Genomic DNA, 15,293 nt, shown 5'->3' with positions numbered 1-15,293 from the left:
ACACGTCAATCACCGGTGCTCTACAGAACTCGCCGCATGCGCGTTATGTGAGAAAAGAACTTGCGACTCTGAGACCGAGGTTTCGAGTGAATCAATTTCCTGAACTCAAACGCGGTTTGGATCGGGCATACGCACGCTCGTTGGCGTGGCGGTGGAGTCATCCTGGATAGTCCTCAACGTGCGGCTCGTTTGCCACAAAAAACCCGATCCCAGCCGCCTGTGTCAGGACCCCTGGTGCTCAGAAATCCCGTGCCGAGGCGAAAAGCTTCCTGTCAAAGTGCCGAGCCGATGCCCAGCAGAAAGTTGACCCAAGCAACTCCCGCGCCAGCGAGAGCCCCTGCGCCACACGCGACCCAAAGCCCGAGGCGAGCCCGGGTGGCGGTCTGAAAGTGGCCGTTCGCGGAGGCGAGAGCCCAAGTGACTCCGCTGATGATCATCATGAGCACCGCGATAATGAGCACGAACGTCAGCAGCGCACCGACGACGCTTTTCAACTCTGAAGCGCCGCCTACGGCGCCGAAGTCGGGGAAGACGTCCATTTCACGCCGCCGGGCATCCGGCTGTTGCTGCCGTCAGGTCAGCGGCACTGTAGGCGGCCAGCCAGTCCACTGCGTTGACGGCCGGCTGGCTTGACCCTCCCGGATGGATCTCGAGGTGTAGATGCGGACCGGTCGACTTGCCCGCGGAGCCGACATCGCCGATGTGCTGGCCGGCGACCACGTTGTCGCCGGCAACAACGTGCATGCCCTGCTTATACACGTGCGCATAGTACGAGGTGACCCGCTCGCCGCTGACGGTGTGCTCGATGGTGATCAGTCCGCCGTAGGTGCCGCGTTGCCCGGAGAAGCTCACGACACCGTCGGCGACCGCGAAGATTGGCATTCCCAGCGGCGCTGCGAGGTCACTGCCGGCGTGGAACCTCCGCTCGCCCGTGTACGGATCGATACGCCACCCGAAGCTGTCGGTGTTCGTATACGTGCCTTCGGGGAGTGGAAACACGACGCGAGAAGTCTCAGCAAAGATTGAAGAGCGAGTCAGCGCGCCCAGAATCGCCTCCGCGACCGGCTCAAAGTTCGCGTACCGATCCGGATATGCGCTGACCTCAACAGCCTGCGCTACCACGCTGGGATCGAGTATCTGCCAGCCCGCAATATCGAGGAGCCCGCGAGGCGATCCGGCGTTCGGCCCCGACACTCCGCCGAAGAACGCCCTCGCCTGGTACTCCGGGTCCATCAGCTCAGCGACCGTTCCCCACCCCGAAGAGGGCCGCATCTGAAACAGCCCCAGCGAGTCGTGATCGGAACCGACACCGTCGTGAGGGTACGAAGCAGATTCCGGATACGCACCGGTGTTAGCCAACAAACGCAGCGTGGACTCCGTGAGTGCGGCCATCAACGCCACGATCACTCCCGCGTGACCAACGTGGGCCGTCTGGCCGCCGACCGTGATGATCGTTCCGGCATGGGTCAGCTGCCGCTGATCCAAAATCAGCGATCGGCCGTCCAAAGTCTGGGCGCTGAGCGAGTCAGGAATCGTCCCGACGACAAGCGATCCGCACGAGCTCGCGACCGTGGTCACCAGCGCAGCCACACCCACCAAACCACCCAACGGGCAAGCGAGCATCAGTACCACGACAAGTCCGATGAGTTTCTTCATCGCGAGGTCCTACTCCAGCGGATGGTCGAGCTTCGACAGCCGCAGCAACGTGCACGACTCCTGGCCCGGGCACACGACGAAGATCGTGAACGACACCTGCCGCTCAGTGCGCATTTCATTCGTGTTCCAAGTTCCCGCGCGATGACGAGTTCCCGTCACCGTGAGTGCCGAAGCGCCCTGGGGAATCTGACCCGCCTCGGCCTGCTCCAGTGCGGTCGCCCACGCAGCCGGAACAGTCACCGACTCCACGTCGAGCCATTGCCGCGTGCCGTAAGTGCTAAGTCGCTCCCACATTTCGGCGCCAGGCAGGTAGTCCCGCACATCGGCGGCCACGGCGGCCGCTTCCTCCGCATCGGCGACGTCCACCAGCACCTGCGCCCAGTCGGCGAGGCCAGCATCCTGACGCGTGTCCCAATCAAACAGCGCGTGCGCGACGCTGCGAGCAAACAGCTCCGGACTTGACGTTTCGAGCACGGGCTGCGGCTGGTCGGTTGGCGCTATCGCCAAAGCGGATGCCGCGGGCGCTGGCCGCTCCGGCTGGCTCGCCTTCGCCGGCCCACGGAGCAGCCCAAACAACCCAATGGCCGCCAGCACGATCAAGGCGATGCCAGCGCCCACGATGGCGACGACAAGGCGACGACGGTGAAGGAATTGCATGGTGGGCTCCTAACGAATGCGTGAAATGGTGGCGGAGACCGGCGCGACGTCGGGGGAGTCGCGGAGGGTGCGCATCCGCTCGAAGAAGGTGATGGTGCCGGCGACAGTCGCATTGAAATCGCGCCATTGGTCGGCGGTGAGTTCGGCGGCGACCTCGGTGTCGTCGTAGCGTAGCCACCAGTCGCGCAGATCGTTCCAAAGAAAGACGAAGGAACGCGTGGGCAGCTTCGAGTCGGCCGCAGCCAAAGGGCGGGTCTTCTTGGCGCGGGTCGTCGCCTTCGCGCGGGCAAGTGCTTCCCTGGCGAGCTGCTCGAGGTCGGTCACGGAACGCTTGGCGGTCGGCACAGTGGGAAGCAGCGTGCGAATGGGCGTCGGGGTCGCCCAACGGTCAACTTCGGCGGTAACTCGATCGTGTGCAGCCGCCACTGATCCGCCGTTCTGAATCACCGCCAGTTCCTCTCTCGCGCGATTGCGCAGCGTCTCCTCGAAACTCGCGTCGTCCGCCATTCGCTGCAGGTGGCCGATGCGTTCTAACGTTGTATAGGAGCGCCGCCCGGTTACGAGAAGGGCGGCTTGCGCGCGGACGCGATCGTTCAGCTGCGGTTGTGCCACCGTGGCACCACCGTCTGATCTGGGCTTTTCCGAACCGAACCGTGTTGCGGCTTGGCGCCGATGGGCATCCTCAGCGAGAAGCATCTTCACCTCGCGATACAGGGCGGCCGCTTCGGTGGGGGCGAAGGCCTTATGCAGGGCGTTGTCGTCCTGCTCGGCGAGCAGCTGGGCGAGGTGGTCCGAAATGCCGGAGCGTACCCACACGTTGAGCTTGCGCACCCCGAGCTGCCGCAGCGCCGCCAACCGGCGGGCACCGCAGACAAGGGTGCCCTCGGGTGTCACCGTGATCGGCTGCAGCAGCCCCTGCCGTTCGATCGAGGCCGCGAGCGCGTCGATGTCGCCGAGATCGGTGCGATGCCGCGAACCGATCCGGATCGAGTCGATTGACCGCTCCAGCTCGATGTGACCCGGGGTGATGGTCATGCGAACACGCGTGGGACGTTCAGAACGATGTCGGACACCAGATCGTCGTCACCGAGCAGCACGTGCAGCGGCTCGCCGACCAGCAAGCGCAGCAGGATGCCACGCCCGGCCGCGGTGTGGACGTGCAAGGGATTACCGGATCCCAGAAGTGTCCGCAGCATGGACATCCACGCCTGCTGTGGAACGTCGAATTGCGCACGAGCGGCGTAGTCGCGCCGCAGGGACTCGAAGGCCGACGAGCGTGACGGCGCATCCGCTAGCCGACTGCACACGTACTCGATGCCATCGCGGGCCCGGTCGGCCGGCCAACCGAGCAGCATGAAGAGCGAGATCGCGTCCTCAACCGCGCGAGACACCTCAACCAACGGTTCTGACTCGTCAAATGTGTCGGCCGGATTGACGCTGAACGCGGGGTGATATTCCGGTAGGGCGTGCTCGCGATCGCTGAATCGTTCAGCATCGTGAAACACCGACACCTGGGGCCGCCGCGCCTGGTGTACCGAGCAGAGCAGGCCGCGGGCGCGTTCCTCGGCGATGCAGGTCACATGCACGGCACGGGTGACGATGGCCCACGGGTCGTCGGCGCGCAGCGTCGAGGGCGCACGCATCGCGTCGAAGGCGGCCGCGGCGGCCTCCCACGGGTCCAGATTGTGCTTGCGCGCCAGCCCGGCGTAACGCTGGGCGGTGAACTGCATGAGTTCGGAGGCCTCGGGGTCACTGCGCCAGTGGGCGCCGCCATCCGCTTGCAGTCGTGCAAGCAGACTGCGCAGGCCTTCGGATTCGCGAAAAGTTATCACTGCGGCACCTCCCGACAAGTTGGTGTGTGTTGCCGTGTTCAACATGATGCTCATGGCCAGGCCCGTCCGAGCGTGTTGCGGCCGATCTGTGGACGCTCCCGCACCGCTCTGAACTCGGAGAGGGGAGCCAAGCGGGCGGCGCGCGAGCGAATCGCCCGCGCGGCAGCGACGGGTGCCCGTCGAACCTGCCGCACGGCGTTGGCTTGAAAGTCGATGCCGCGGCCGGCGATGCGCCCGGCGCCCAGATTGAGCAGGTCCACCGCGCGAATCCACGTGACGGCTGGGCGCGAGGCGGCCCTAGCCGCTGGCGCGACGCCCGAGCCGCCGCCCCGCGTGCGCGCTGAGAGGCGCAATTTCTCCTCCTGCACGGCGTGCAGTGGATGCCGCTCGTCACCGGCATCGACGCTGGTCGCGCCGCGTGACTCGTGGAAGTCGTCTTCGTCCATCACTTCATCTCCCTTACGTTGGTGATTCGAACAGCAGCAGTGTTGCCGCGTTCGGGGCATCGCTCACGACAGGCAGGGTGCGTCGCCACGTCTGCCTCCCGAGGCGGCTCGATCGAAGGCTTGCGCCCCGGCCGCGCCCCGACGGCTCGCCGAGCTGATTGTCGTGAGAATCTCGCGCTCGTCGAGGCCAGCCGTCTGCGCGGACGGTGCCAGCGCAGCTTCTACATCTGCGGGGGCGAACCCCGCCTCGACCAGTCGGCAGGCCGCCCAGAACAACCCGCTGTTGCGCTCGCCTTCCTGCAGGTTGCTCACCCATTGCGCGAGCCGACTCGGCTCTGGCGGCCGGGCTGTGGTTGCCCGGGTGCCCGCCTGCGGCGGCCTCGGGTCGATGAAGCCGCGCAGGGCAACGGCGTCGACCGGCTTCGAGCCGGCCGACGACAGCGAATACAGCCGATAGCTGGCTCCGGTGTCCGTCGCTAGTATCGAGGGTGGCACGATGACATAGCCGCCGTCCCCGCGAAAATCGATGTGCGCGCTCGCCGCCTGCCAGCAGCGCTGCGGCCGATCTGCGATCGCGACAAAGTACACGTGCATGCCGCCCGACGGAGTGCGCACCCGGGCGAGTTCCCCGTCGACCAGCCCTGCGGCGGTGGCGCGCTCGAACGCGGCGAAGCCGGCATCCGCTTTGGTCACGTCGATGTCCACGACGTCGATTCCCGACGCGCTGCCCGTCGGCATCCCGATGTTCGCACTCGGCCACCGCGTCCACCACGCCCGCACCTGCTCGAGGTCGGAGCTCGCGTCATGAAACCCCGCAGGCGTGAGCGGATGTTTACCCTCCGGCACACACGGAAACACCGGAATCCCCGCCCGCGCGAAGGCAAGCGCGGCATCCCGCACCGACAGCCGGCTCGAGGCCACCAACACCTCAGCGACGCTCATAAGAACTCCGGACGTGGAGCCATACGTGCAAATTCACATCAATCACCTTCCCGGAGGACTGCCACGCACGCGTGGCTCGATGACACGGAGGTGCGCCTCGATTCGCTGATGCGTTCGGCGAGGCCGCTCCGTGTTGAGCATGCTCAATCTCAATTCACGGTCAGTTTTAGCACCACATTTGAGCATGCGCAACCCTTGTGTTGATCATGCTCAAAGAGTAGATTGAGCATTCTCAATGACCTGAGCATCCATCAGCACCGGGAAGTGAAGGGGCGCATGACCGACGAGGAGAGCATGACAGCCGCGGAGGATCTCGCGAAGCGCCTCCGCCTGCTGCTCGATGTCGCCGAGGCCGAGACGGGTAGCGAACCGACCTTCACCCAAATCGCCGCGTTCCTCGAAGCGCGTGGCACAAATCTCTCGAGATCGCGATGGACGTACATCGTGAACGGTCACCGGTACGTGCAAGATGCAACACTTTTCGAAGGCCTCGCCGCATTCTTCGACGTTGACCCTGACTTTCTCGCTGGCTCGGAAGGTGCCGAGGTGCCGGCCAAGGTCAGCGCCCAACTCGATCTCGTTCGGTCGATGAGGGCAGCGCGCGTGAAATCGTATGCGGCGCGCACCCTCGGTGACATTTCCCCCAACGCGCTCCAAGCGATCAGTAGATTCCTCGACGCAGAGGTCTCGGCGGAAGCGCACGCAACCAAGTCCGGAGGGGAGTGACGAGGCAGTGAATAGCGTGGTGAGCGTGTCGACGGCGCTCGATCAACTCGCCCTAGGCGAGACTTTCACCTTTGACGAACTCATCGGCGCCGTGCAGCGAAGCCGGGGGCGTCGCCTGCGCATAGTCGAGCTCGTGGGCGTCACGGGTCGCGACGGCTTGTGCGCCGTTTGGTTTGAGGCGGGCGGCGACGATGTCATCCTGCACGCCCAGAGCGATTCGGCGCTGCACGAGCAACAGTTCGTGCTGCACGAATTGGCCCATATGATCCTCGCCCACGAAGTCGACGACGACTCCGACGTTCCTGACATCCTGCTGCCGGACATTCCACCCGAAACTCGTCGCCGATTGCTCCGGCGCCAGGATCTCAACACGGTCAAGGAAGTTCAGGCCGAGACTCTGGCCGACCACCTCGCTGCAGCCATCAGGGGATCCACGATGCACCGGTCACGGTATCTGGAGGTCTTCGGATGATAGTCGTGCTCGTCGCCGCGTTCATGTGGCTGCTCGTCGCGGCCCTGCTCATCCTGCGGCGGGGTCGTGCCGAGCGCAACATCACCTACGCCGCGCTGACTATCGCAATCGCGATGACCCTGAACATCGATCAGGCTTATCGGATACTCGATAGATACGCCGGCGGCACCAACCTGGTGACCCTCGTGGCGGATGCAACGCTCATGATTGGCGTCTTCCTCCTCGGTCGCGCAGTGATGAGAGCTTCCGAGCACCAACCACGGGCCGCGCAGCTTGCCCTCGGCCGGTTCACCCTTGTGGCAGCAGTCATTGGCGCCATCGGCACGTTCCTGCTCATTGATCGCGGCATCACCACCACGAGCTTCATGCTCGAGCTCGGCGAGCAGCCCGCGGCCGCCGCCTACTCGATGATCCAGTTCAGCTACTACGCGATCGTGCTCTCAGCGATGGCCGCACTCGCGGCGCGGCAGCTCCGAAGCAGCGCGGGCGCTCAGCAGCTACCGCCGGTGTCGCTGCTTCTCGGCAGCATTTGCGGGGTCGCGCTGAGCATTGTCGTCATCACCATGGATCTCGCTCATGTGGTGCGCAACCTCACCCTGATGACGTCCGTTGCTGTCGCGTATGAACCCCTCCATCTGTTGACCTTCCTGCTTCTCTCCCTCGGATTCGCCGGCCAACCCGCAGCCCGCACCCTGCAGGCACGATCACGCGACCAGAATACTCGCACGCTCGTTCACGACCTTGAGCCGATTTGGGCCGCCGCGACGATGGCCCGTCCGGGAATTAGCCAGATCGAGCAGGCCGCGTTCAACGCCGCCGACCCCGAGACGCTGCTCCATCGGCAAGTCGTCGAAATCCGCGACGCAATGATCGATACGAGGGTGGAGTTTCACGTGAGTGCCGGCGACCGGGAACTTATCGAGCGGGCCGAACGGTACCTGCTGGGAACAAGATTGAGCGACGCGGCACCTGTTGCCCCGCCTGCTCGACAAGGCCCGCACCGACGATGAAAGCCCTCTGGGCGTTCGCGGGTGTGGTCGTCGGCAGTGGTGTGGCACTTGCGGGCGTTGGCCTGGCAATCGCGCGGCGCCTGACCGCCCCGGTAAGTGGTCGCCGGTACGATCTCACCATTCGAGGCGTCGACAATACGGGGGAGCGACCAGTTGTCATCCTTGATCGCGCGTCAGCCACCGCCGCGCCCGGCGACTACTGCCTCATCCTCGAGAACGGCGGATGGATCAAGTTGGCGAACGACGTCGAGAACCGCGGGCCGAATCTCGTCGGCCGCGAGGTCGTAGGGGAGTCGGGGCCAGGCCTGGTTGCCGGCCAGAGAGCATCCTGGAGCGGCATCTATTTCCAGACTCCTGCGGATGCCGGACTCCAAGCAACAGATGTTGAAATCCAAACGGATGTCGGCCCCGCGCCCGCCTGGCTAATCCCGCCCCAAGGCTCCCCGTCGACCACGTGGGCCATCCACATCCACGGACTCGGAAGCACGCGCGCGGGTACGCTGCGTGGCGTGCAGGTCGCCTCGGAAATCGGGTTGACCTCCCTCGTCGTGACGTATCGGAACGACGGCGAAGGTCCCCGGGTCGGGACCGGGAGATCTGAACTCGGCGCCGCCGAAGTCGATGACGTACGCGCGGCAGCGAACTACGCGCGCGAGAACGGCGCACGTAGCATCATCCTGTTCGGGTGGTCCATGGGCGCAGCCATCGCACTGCAATTCGTCGCAGACCCCAAGCTTCGCGGTATCGTCCTCGGGCTCGTGCTGGAGTCGCCCATCCTCGACTGGGTCGCGACGATCAAAGCGAACTGCGCACGGTCTGGCCTGCCCTCGTGGGCCGGCGCGCTAGCCGTGCCGTGGCTCAACTGCCAGCCGCTCGCTCGACTAATCGGTCTCGCCAATCCAATCAATCTGCGGAGTTTCGACTGGATCGAGCGCGCTGACGAGGTGACGGTGCCGACGCTCATCCTTCACGGCACCCTCGACACGTCATCGCCGCCTGGCGTCTCGACTCGTCTTAGCGCGCATCGACGCGGCGTCGTCGACTTCGAAGCATTTGATGCAGACCACACGATGAGCTGGAACTCGGATCGCGACCGCTGGAGAGCAGTCCTTACCGCGTGGATGACAGCCCTACCAACGATCAGGGGGATTTGAACCTGCGTCGCAGTCATCTCCGTCACCCGTTAAAGTGACAGGCTCCTCATGAGGTCTTCCTCGCCGCCGTTATTGCATTGACCGCTTGAAACTCTCAGCACCCACGGACTACTTTTCAAAGAGCGTCGACACGGGAGACAGCGGCCCTAGCCGGACTTCGTGAACGGAGCGCAGCGGGATGTCTTTATGAGGCCGTCCGAGGACTGTACCGATATCACGGCCGGACCGGAGCTGAGGTTGTTGTCAATGATGTCGTCGCCGGTGGCGTTCAGACGCGCCCAATAGCAGTTAGATCCGCCGTCCGATGAATATGTACCCGGCTGGATATTGGTGCCAACCCGAAATGTTCCGTCGCCAGCGAATGTGTTGGCGGCGATGACGTCTTCGGCGCCCTGGATCTCGCCCTCGCGTGTATCCAAGGCCGATGACCGCGCGGTCAGCGCGGCCTCTGCCGCCGTGAGCTCTTCCTCCCGAAGCTCCGCGGCACCCACCTTCGACCGCAGTCCGCTGATCGTATCGTTTTGTTTGCTCCAGTCGCTTCGGAGCGAATCGTAGTTGTCACTCTTCGTTGTGAACTCCGCCTGAACGTCATTCGTTGCTCCTACCTGGCTCGAGAGCATGACCCCCAAGGTCGCGATGGCGATTGCTGCGACAGCGCTGGTGGCGACTAGGACGAGTAGTGGGGTGCGCTTGGTTCGCAAGTCAGGCATCCGCTTGAAGAGAATGGACAAGCGGGTGACGATGGCCGCGCCCTTTGATCCAGGGTGGGGCGGAGTGAGATTCGGTTCGGTGCTGTCGTTCATGATGGTTTCTCCTGTGTTCATTTACGCGTCTGCGCAGTAGCGGGGGCAGGACTGCCCTCGCCCGGCCCCACCTACCCCCTTTTCGGGCAGGCTATTCGGCGAGCAGCGTCCAGTTGCCGTCGGCGCTCACGACGATTGCCGACGGGCCTGAGCTGAGCGGCACCGTTCCCGAGTAGGCGCCGATTTCGTTCACGAGCAGCCCCATGCTGAAGGCCTCGTCGGTCTCCTCAACGATCGAGAAGTTTCTCGAGCCGTCGTGTGTGGCCGTGAGCTTGCCGGCGGAGCCGTCGAAGAGATACACGCCGTCGCCGACACCGGATGCGACGAGCGCGGGAGCCGCAGAGATGGGCGCGATGGTCAGGCTCCAGTTTCCATCGGCCGTGATCTGCAGGGTCGTGTCCTCGCCGAAGGAGTTGAAGCCGTACTCGGTCGTTCCGCTGTATGTGCCGATCGTGTTCACGAGCAGCTGTCCAGTGGAGGCGTTGCTCGCGTCGAGTACGGAAATTGAGAAGTTTCTCGTACCGTCGTGGGTCGCGGTGACGATTCCGGCGGTGGCGCCGGCGGGCAAGGTGATGAGGTTATCGCCGGCACCGGTCTGGGTGACGACCTCGAAGGTTCCGAAAGCGTCGTCGGCCCATGACTGCACGGTGTCGACCGGCGCCGCTTCAACGACCGGCTCTTCAACGGCGGGTTCCTCCGCGGCCGGTTCGGCCGCCGAATCGGCGACCGGAGCCACGGCCGCCGGAATAGCACTCGGCGCGTTGCTCGCGTTGACTCCGGAGACGATCATTGACAGCACGGTTACCGCGCCGGTGATGATCCAGGCGATCTTCTTGTACTGGTCGTACCCGGCAAGCCGGAGTCCCTGCTTGTCGCGGCCTTTGGCCAGGACGAGGATCAGATCGACCAGCCACCAGATTCCTAGGCCGCCGAACGTCAGCAGTTTCGCGACGCCTGAGCCGACCTTGCCGAGGTAGAAGCGGTCCACGCCGAAGATGCCGAGCAGCCAGGCGAAGAGCCAGGTGGCCACAAAGGACTTCGGTGAGACCGCGGGGCCGATCAGTCGCGCGTCAGTGGCCGGTACGGCGGCGGGTGCTGGCTGCAAAAACTGCTCCTGCTGGGATGTCGGCACTCCGGCCGGGGGCGCGTTGTGGTTGGTCGTGGGCATTTTGTTATCCTCTGTTTGTTGTGGTGGGTGCGTGAAGTGGACCGGTAGGGCTACTGCTGGGAAAGTTCGACGACGATGTCGAGACCGCTATCCGGGTGATAGCCCCAGGAGGCGTCGAAATCGTCCCAGGTCGCCGTCTGCCGGCCGTCGAGTGCGCGCGTGCTGCCGATGCGGGTGTTGACGCTGTCGGGTACCTCAAGTTGGTCGAGAACGCAGAGCACGTCGATGTAGTCAGCACCGGGAGACTCCTCGCCTTCGCTCTGCATCGAGATGCTTTGGCCCTCGTCGCCCACGGTGATCCACACGTTGTCGACGACGTCGCAGGTCTGGGTGGCATCGGCGATGGCGGTGGACGCCAAGAGAGAGCCGGTCCCTCCACCCAACGACGCAGCGGTTAGCGTGCCGCCGACACCGACGATGAGGCCAATGGCCAGGATGACGAGACCGATCGTCAGGTCGCGTTTGTTGAACGCGGGGCCCTGTGGCAGCGGCGGCGGTGCGAGTTGTTCGGCCGTGACGTCGCCGAATTCTGGTTCCATGATTGTGCTCCTCTAGCTGGGATGCAGTGTGAGCGGGTGAGGGGCGGTCATTCCCCCAAATGACAACGACCGTTCCTCACCCGCCGGTACCGACCGACTGCGGCAGGCACGACACCAAACTATTGGTTCGCTACAAACAAAACGACTCTGACGTTGATAAGAGGGGTTATCAGTAATAGATGTTGCACAACAATGAGGGTTGGCCGTAGCCTGAGGACATCAACGAGGGGAGCGCAGCATGACGACCACCGACACCAGCCTGCTGATGACCATGTCCGACATCGCGGGCCTTGCCCAGGTGCAGCGTCCGGTCGTCTCGGTCTGGCGCAGCCGCTCGGCCGGCACCGATACTCCCTTTCCGGCCCCGGTCAGCCGCCAGCGCGGTGTCGACCTCTTCGACGCCGACCAGGTGGGTAGTTGGCTCGAAAGCACCGGCCGCGGCAACAACCGCGAGGCCGCGGCGGATGCCGCCGCTTACGCCGTGCCCGACGCTTCGCAGGGTGCAGACGAGTTCGACGAGCAGACCTTTCGCGGCGTCACCGCTCTGATCGCCCTGCGCGCCGCGAGCGATCACGCGCTCAGTACCCTTACCGCAGCCGAGCTGGTTGACCTGGCCGACGAGTATGACCCCGACGACGACCTGCTGCTCCGCGAGATCGAAGCCCTCGGCGACACCCTGCCCGTCCTGGTGGCTTACGTCGATTCCCTGGTCGAAGCCGCGTTCGGCCCGGCGCCCGCCTTCGAACGGATGCTCACCGACCGTTTCAAGCGCAACCTCGCCGGCGAGGGCGATCTCACGCTCAGCCGTGCAGCCCTGGACCTCATGACCGAGACCGTCACCGCGCTGCGCCTCACTCAGCCCGCTGATTCGGTGCTCGTCGACCCCACGGGCAGCGCGAGCGACCTGCTCATTGCTATTCACCAGGGCGAGGTTCCGGTGATGACAGCGAACGTCGACAGCCCCACCGCCCGGCTGCAGCGCCGCCGCCTAATGGTGCACGGGATCGTGCGCACCGAGCTGCAGGTTCTGCCGTCCGGCGCCTTCAGCGTCACCGGCGCCGCCGTGCACGTGGCGCAGTATCCCTCGGCCGCCCGGCCCACGATGACGCCGGAGCAGATTCTCTCCGATATCGAGCAGAGCGTGCTGCAGATGACCGACGAACAGCTAGCCGTGGTTCTGGCACCTGCATCGGTGCTCAGCGACATCGGCATCAGCCGCGACGCCGAGAAACTGCGCTCATCTTTATTGCGCTCCGGTCGAGTGCGCGCCATCGTGCGCCTGCCCGCCGGGCTGCTGACCGGAAAACCGCAACAGTTGCAGGCGCTCTGGGTGCTCGGCGGCGCCTATACCGCGGTCGCCCTCGCCGACCGCTACGCCATGGTGGCCGACCTCGTGGCGACTACGCTCAATGAGGCTGCCATCGACGCACTCGTGAGCGACCTCGCCGCCTCGCTCGGCAGCCAGCGCATGGTGCGTGCCCACGCCTTTCGCTTTGCCCGACTCGTGCTTACCCGCAGCCTGCTCGCCAGTCGCCGCTCCCTCGTGGCGGGGGTGAGCACCGTAATCCCGGCACGCGATCAGCCCGCCGCGGCACTCGCCGTGTCCATCGACCGGCTCGCGGCACTGCTCCATGCCGACCTGGCAGTCGAAGCCGCGAGCGAACAGGCCACGACCTCGACCGTGCACGAGATGCTCTCCGCTGGGCACCTGCGCTATATCCCGGGCAATCGCATCGCCGCCGAGGATGTCAATATCGACGTGATCGAGGGCGCAGCGGATGCCGCCGGCATCCGCTTGATCGGCCCGGCCGAAGTCGCGAACCCTTCACAGCTCGGCCACCGACGCATCGACCGACTGAGATTCGCGGCCGCATACCCCGCCGGCCGCGTGACCGAGCCCGGCGACGTGGTGTTCTGCACCTCGCCCCGGCCGGCCGCAATGGTCGACACGGAAGGCACCTCAGTCGTGGTCTTTCCGGCCCGCATTCTTCGCATCGAGCAAGCCGACCCGAATGGTCTGCTCGATGCGGTACTCGCCGCCGACATTGCGGCGTTGCCCCCCGGCCATCGCCGATGGCGCGCCTGGCCGGTGCGTCAGGTCGCCTTGGAACAACGCGCGGCGCTTGACGACGCTCTGACCTCGCTACGGTGGGAACAGAAGCTTGCGCGCGAACGGCTGGGGCAGCTCGATCAGCTCACCGATTTGCTCTTGGCCGGTGTCACCGCTGGCACTATCACCCTTGCTTCTGACGCACCATCGAAAGGAACTACCTAGTGGCACCGAAGACCAAGATCGCCGCCCTGCCGTCGACCATGAAAGAACTGAAAGACACCCTGTGGAAGGCCGCCGACAAGCTGCGCGGATCCATGGACGCCTCGCAGTACAAAGACGTCATTCTCGGCCTGGTATTCCTCAAGTACGTCAGTGACTCCTTCGACGAGCGCCGAGAGCAGATTCGCACCGAGCTCGCCGCCGACGGCCTCGACGACGACCAGATCGGCCAACTCATCGACGACGTCGACGAATACACCGGCCGTCGCGTTTTCTGGGTGCCGGCCGCCGCCCGCTGGACCTACATCGCCGAAAACGCCAAGGGCATCGCAGGTGCGGCCGGGGAGCCGTTCAAGCAGGTCGGTCAGCTCATCGATGAGGCCATGGACCTCATCATGGTCGCTAACCCCACCCTCGCCGCCACGCTGCCGCGCATCTACAACCGTGACGGTGTCGACCAGCGCCGCCTCGGTGAACTGCTCGACCTGTTCAACTCCGCCCGGTTCACCGGTGAAGGGTCGACTAAGGCCCGCGACCTGCTCGGCGAGGTCTACGAGTACTTTCTGGAGAAGTTCGCCAAGGCTGAGGGCAAGCGCGGCGGCGAGTTCTACACTCCGGCCGGCGTCGTGCGGGTGCTGGTTGAGATGCTCGAACCCACCCGCGGCCGTGTCTATGACCCGTGCTGTGGATCGGGTGGCATGTTCGTGCAGGCCGAGAAGTTTCTAGAAAGCCACCATAAAGAGGGCTCCGAGCTGTCGGTCTTCGGCCAGGAGCTTAACGAGCGCACTTGGCGCATGGCCAAGATGAACCTCGCCATCCACGGCCTCAACGGCAACCTCGCCAGCCGCTGGGGCGACACCTTCGCCCGCGACCAGCACCCCGACATGCAGGCCGACTATGTTCTGGCCAACCCGCCGTTCAATATCAAGGACTGGGCCCGCAACGAGCAGGATCCGCGCTGGCGCTACGGCGTGCCCCCCGCTGGCAACGCCAATTACGCCTGGATTCAGCACATCATCTCCAAGCTGAGCCCCGGCGGAAGCGCCGGCGTGGTGATGGCCAACGGGTCGATGTCGTCCAACTCCGGCGGCGAAGGCGAGATTCGCGCCCAGCTTGTGGAGGCCGACCTCGTCGCCTGCATGGTCGCGCTGCCGACACAGCTGTTTCGCAGCACCGGCATCCCGGTCTGCACCTGGTTCTTCGCCAAAGACAAAACCGCGGGTGAGAAAGGCAGCGTCGACCGCACCGGCCAGGTGCTCTTCATCGACGCCCGCAACCTCGGAACCATGGTCGACCGCGCCGAGCGCGCCCTCAGCGACGACGACATCGCCAAGATCACCGGCACCTATCACGCCTGGCGCGGCACGCCCTCCGCAGCGGATGCTGGTCTCACCTACGCAGACGAGCCCGGTTTCGCCTACTCCGCCCCGCTCGCCGAAATCAAAGCCGCGGAGTACGCGCTGACCCCCGGGCGCTATGTCGGTGCAGTCGAGGCCGAAGCGGATGCCGAGCCGATCGACGAGAAGATCGCCCGCCTGAGCGCCGAGCTCTTCGCCCAGTTCGACGAGTCGGAGCGCCTCGCGGCGGTCGTGCGCGAGCAGTTGGGGCGGATCTGA

At 65.0% G+C, this 15,293-nt stretch carries 16 protein-coding genes; 6 read left to right on the top strand and 10 right to left on the bottom strand.

What is annotated here, in order from left to right:
* Positions 1 to 272: 272 nt before the first annotated feature.
* Genes CXY74_RS15145 through CXY74_RS15115 form a run of 7 tightly spaced genes read right to left on the bottom strand, consistent with a single transcriptional unit; the run spans position 273 to position 5,533 of the window.
* On the bottom strand, positions 273 to 539 hold the full coding sequence (locus CXY74_RS15145) for a DUF6112 family protein (RefSeq protein WP_104201203.1): 267 nt from the start codon (positions 537 to 539) through the stop codon (positions 273 to 275).
* 1 nt (position 540) lies between these two features.
* Positions 541 to 1,656 carry a M23 family metallopeptidase gene (locus CXY74_RS18320; protein WP_104201202.1) on the bottom strand — a complete coding sequence of 372 codons (1,116 nt, stop codon included), beginning with the start codon at positions 1,654 to 1,656 and terminating at the stop codon, positions 541 to 543.
* A gap of 9 nt (positions 1,657 to 1,665) precedes the next feature.
* The gene (locus CXY74_RS15135) at positions 1,666 to 2,313 is read right to left on the bottom strand and encodes a hypothetical protein (protein ID WP_104201201.1); all 648 of its coding nucleotides are present in this window, start codon (positions 2,311 to 2,313) and stop codon (positions 1,666 to 1,668) included.
* Between the two features lie 9 nt (positions 2,314 to 2,322).
* Positions 2,323 to 3,348, bottom strand: coding sequence for a ParB N-terminal domain-containing protein (locus CXY74_RS15130; RefSeq protein ID WP_104201200.1), 1,026 nt, complete (start codon positions 3,346 to 3,348; stop codon positions 2,323 to 2,325).
* Entirely contained in the window at positions 3,345 to 4,145 is an 801-nt protein-coding gene (locus CXY74_RS15125; RefSeq protein ID WP_233193447.1) for a hypothetical protein, read from the bottom strand. The genes CXY74_RS15130 and CXY74_RS15125 overlap by 4 nt, the downstream gene beginning before the upstream one ends.
* Before the next feature lie 50 nt (positions 4,146 to 4,195).
* The gene (locus CXY74_RS15120) at positions 4,196 to 4,594 is read right to left on the bottom strand and encodes a hypothetical protein (protein ID WP_146070165.1); all 399 of its coding nucleotides are present in this window, start codon (positions 4,592 to 4,594) and stop codon (positions 4,196 to 4,198) included.
* Positions 4,595 to 4,654: 60 nt separating this feature from the next.
* The gene (locus CXY74_RS15115; RefSeq protein WP_104201198.1) at positions 4,655 to 5,533 is read right to left on the bottom strand and encodes a bifunctional DNA primase/polymerase; all 879 of its coding nucleotides are present in this window, start codon (positions 5,531 to 5,533) and stop codon (positions 4,655 to 4,657) included.
* A 222-nt stretch (positions 5,534 to 5,755) separates the two neighbouring features.
* On the opposite strand from CXY74_RS15115, the gene CXY74_RS15110 reads away from it, so the two are divergent.
* The 4 genes from CXY74_RS15110 to CXY74_RS15095 are packed head-to-tail and all read left to right on the top strand — an operon-like array spanning position 5,756 to position 8,895.
* Positions 5,756 to 6,259 carry a hypothetical protein gene (locus CXY74_RS15110; protein ID WP_233193446.1) on the top strand — a complete coding sequence of 168 codons (504 nt, stop codon included), beginning with the start codon at positions 5,756 to 5,758 and terminating at the stop codon, positions 6,257 to 6,259.
* A gap of 7 nt (positions 6,260 to 6,266) precedes the next feature.
* Complete coding sequence (locus tag CXY74_RS15105) at positions 6,267 to 6,731, top strand: hypothetical protein (RefSeq protein ID WP_104201197.1); 465 nt, start codon at positions 6,267 to 6,269, stop codon at positions 6,729 to 6,731.
* On the top strand, positions 6,728 to 7,741 hold the full coding sequence (locus CXY74_RS15100) for a DUF6545 domain-containing protein (protein WP_104201196.1): 1,014 nt from the start codon (positions 6,728 to 6,730) through the stop codon (positions 7,739 to 7,741). Before CXY74_RS15105 ends, CXY74_RS15100 begins: the two co-directional genes overlap by 4 nt.
* A complete protein-coding gene (locus CXY74_RS15095; protein WP_104201195.1) occupies positions 7,738 to 8,895 on the top strand; it encodes a S9 family peptidase in 1,158 nt (385 codons plus the stop codon). Before CXY74_RS15100 ends, CXY74_RS15095 begins: the two co-directional genes overlap by 4 nt.
* A 146-nt stretch (positions 8,896 to 9,041) precedes the next feature.
* On the opposite strand, the gene CXY74_RS15090 is transcribed toward CXY74_RS15095, so the two are convergent.
* From CXY74_RS15090 to CXY74_RS15080, 3 genes are all read right to left on the bottom strand, one after another.
* A complete protein-coding gene (locus tag CXY74_RS15090) occupies positions 9,042 to 9,698 on the bottom strand; it encodes a hypothetical protein (RefSeq protein WP_104201194.1) in 657 nt (218 codons plus the stop codon).
* Between the two features lie 91 nt (positions 9,699 to 9,789).
* The gene (locus CXY74_RS15085; RefSeq protein WP_104201193.1) at positions 9,790 to 10,866 is read right to left on the bottom strand and encodes a TM2 domain-containing protein; all 1,077 of its coding nucleotides are present in this window, start codon (positions 10,864 to 10,866) and stop codon (positions 9,790 to 9,792) included.
* Between the two features lie 50 nt (positions 10,867 to 10,916).
* Positions 10,917 to 11,405: a hypothetical protein gene (locus CXY74_RS15080; RefSeq protein WP_104201192.1), complete on the bottom strand. Its 489-nt coding sequence runs from the start codon at positions 11,403 to 11,405 to the stop codon at positions 10,917 to 10,919.
* Between the two features lie 238 nt (positions 11,406 to 11,643).
* Between CXY74_RS15080 and CXY74_RS15075 the strand changes: the two genes are divergently transcribed.
* Together CXY74_RS15075 and CXY74_RS15070 are read left to right on the top strand one after the other, a co-directional pair.
* Positions 11,644 to 13,680: a hypothetical protein gene (locus CXY74_RS15075; RefSeq protein WP_104201191.1), complete on the top strand. Its 2,037-nt coding sequence runs from the start codon at positions 11,644 to 11,646 to the stop codon at positions 13,678 to 13,680.
* A 38-nt stretch (positions 13,681 to 13,718) separates the two neighbouring features.
* A complete protein-coding gene (locus tag CXY74_RS15070; protein ID WP_104201525.1) occupies positions 13,719 to 15,293 on the top strand; it encodes a class I SAM-dependent DNA methyltransferase in 1,575 nt (524 codons plus the stop codon).

Origin of the sequence: Cryobacterium sp. Y29, assembly GCF_002929825.1 — a bacterium.
Lineage (GTDB): Bacteria > Actinomycetota > Actinomycetes > Actinomycetales > Microbacteriaceae > Cryobacterium.
Note: the sequence above shows the minus strand (reverse complement) of the source record. Positions and strands in the feature narration are given on the sequence as shown.

Excerpts from the sequence above, each read along its gene's own strand:
- CXY74_RS15100 (WP_104201196.1), top strand. The coding sequence starts at position 6,728 with ATGATAGTCGTGCTCGTCGCCGCGTTCATGTGGCTGCTCGTCGCGGCC.
- CXY74_RS15070 (WP_104201525.1), top strand. The coding sequence starts at position 13,719 with ATGAAAGAACTGAAAGACACCCTGTGGAAGGCCGCCGACAAGCTGCGC.
- CXY74_RS15095 (WP_104201195.1), top strand. The coding sequence starts at position 7,738 with ATGAAAGCCCTCTGGGCGTTCGCGGGTGTGGTCGTCGGCAGTGGTGTG.
- CXY74_RS15145 (WP_104201203.1), bottom strand. The coding sequence starts at position 539 with ATGGACGTCTTCCCCGACTTCGGCGCCGTAGGCGGCGCTTCAGAGTTG.
- CXY74_RS15115 (WP_104201198.1), bottom strand. The coding sequence starts at position 5,533 with ATGAGCGTCGCTGAGGTGTTGGTGGCCTCGAGCCGGCTGTCGGTGCGG.
- CXY74_RS15090 (WP_104201194.1), bottom strand. The coding sequence starts at position 9,698 with ATGAACGACAGCACCGAACCGAATCTCACTCCGCCCCACCCTGGATCA.
- CXY74_RS15130 (WP_104201200.1), bottom strand. The coding sequence starts at position 3,348 with ATGACCATCACCCCGGGTCACATCGAGCTGGAGCGGTCAATCGACTCG.
- CXY74_RS15080 (WP_104201192.1), bottom strand. The coding sequence starts at position 11,405 with ATGGAACCAGAATTCGGCGACGTCACGGCCGAACAACTCGCACCGCCG.
- CXY74_RS15075 (WP_104201191.1), top strand. The coding sequence starts at position 11,644 with ATGACGACCACCGACACCAGCCTGCTGATGACCATGTCCGACATCGCG.
- CXY74_RS15135 (WP_104201201.1), bottom strand. The coding sequence starts at position 2,313 with ATGCAATTCCTTCACCGTCGTCGCCTTGTCGTCGCCATCGTGGGCGCT.
- CXY74_RS18320 (WP_104201202.1), bottom strand. The coding sequence starts at position 1,656 with ATGAAGAAACTCATCGGACTTGTCGTGGTACTGATGCTCGCTTGCCCG.
- CXY74_RS15085 (WP_104201193.1), bottom strand. The coding sequence starts at position 10,866 with ATGCCCACGACCAACCACAACGCGCCCCCGGCCGGAGTGCCGACATCC.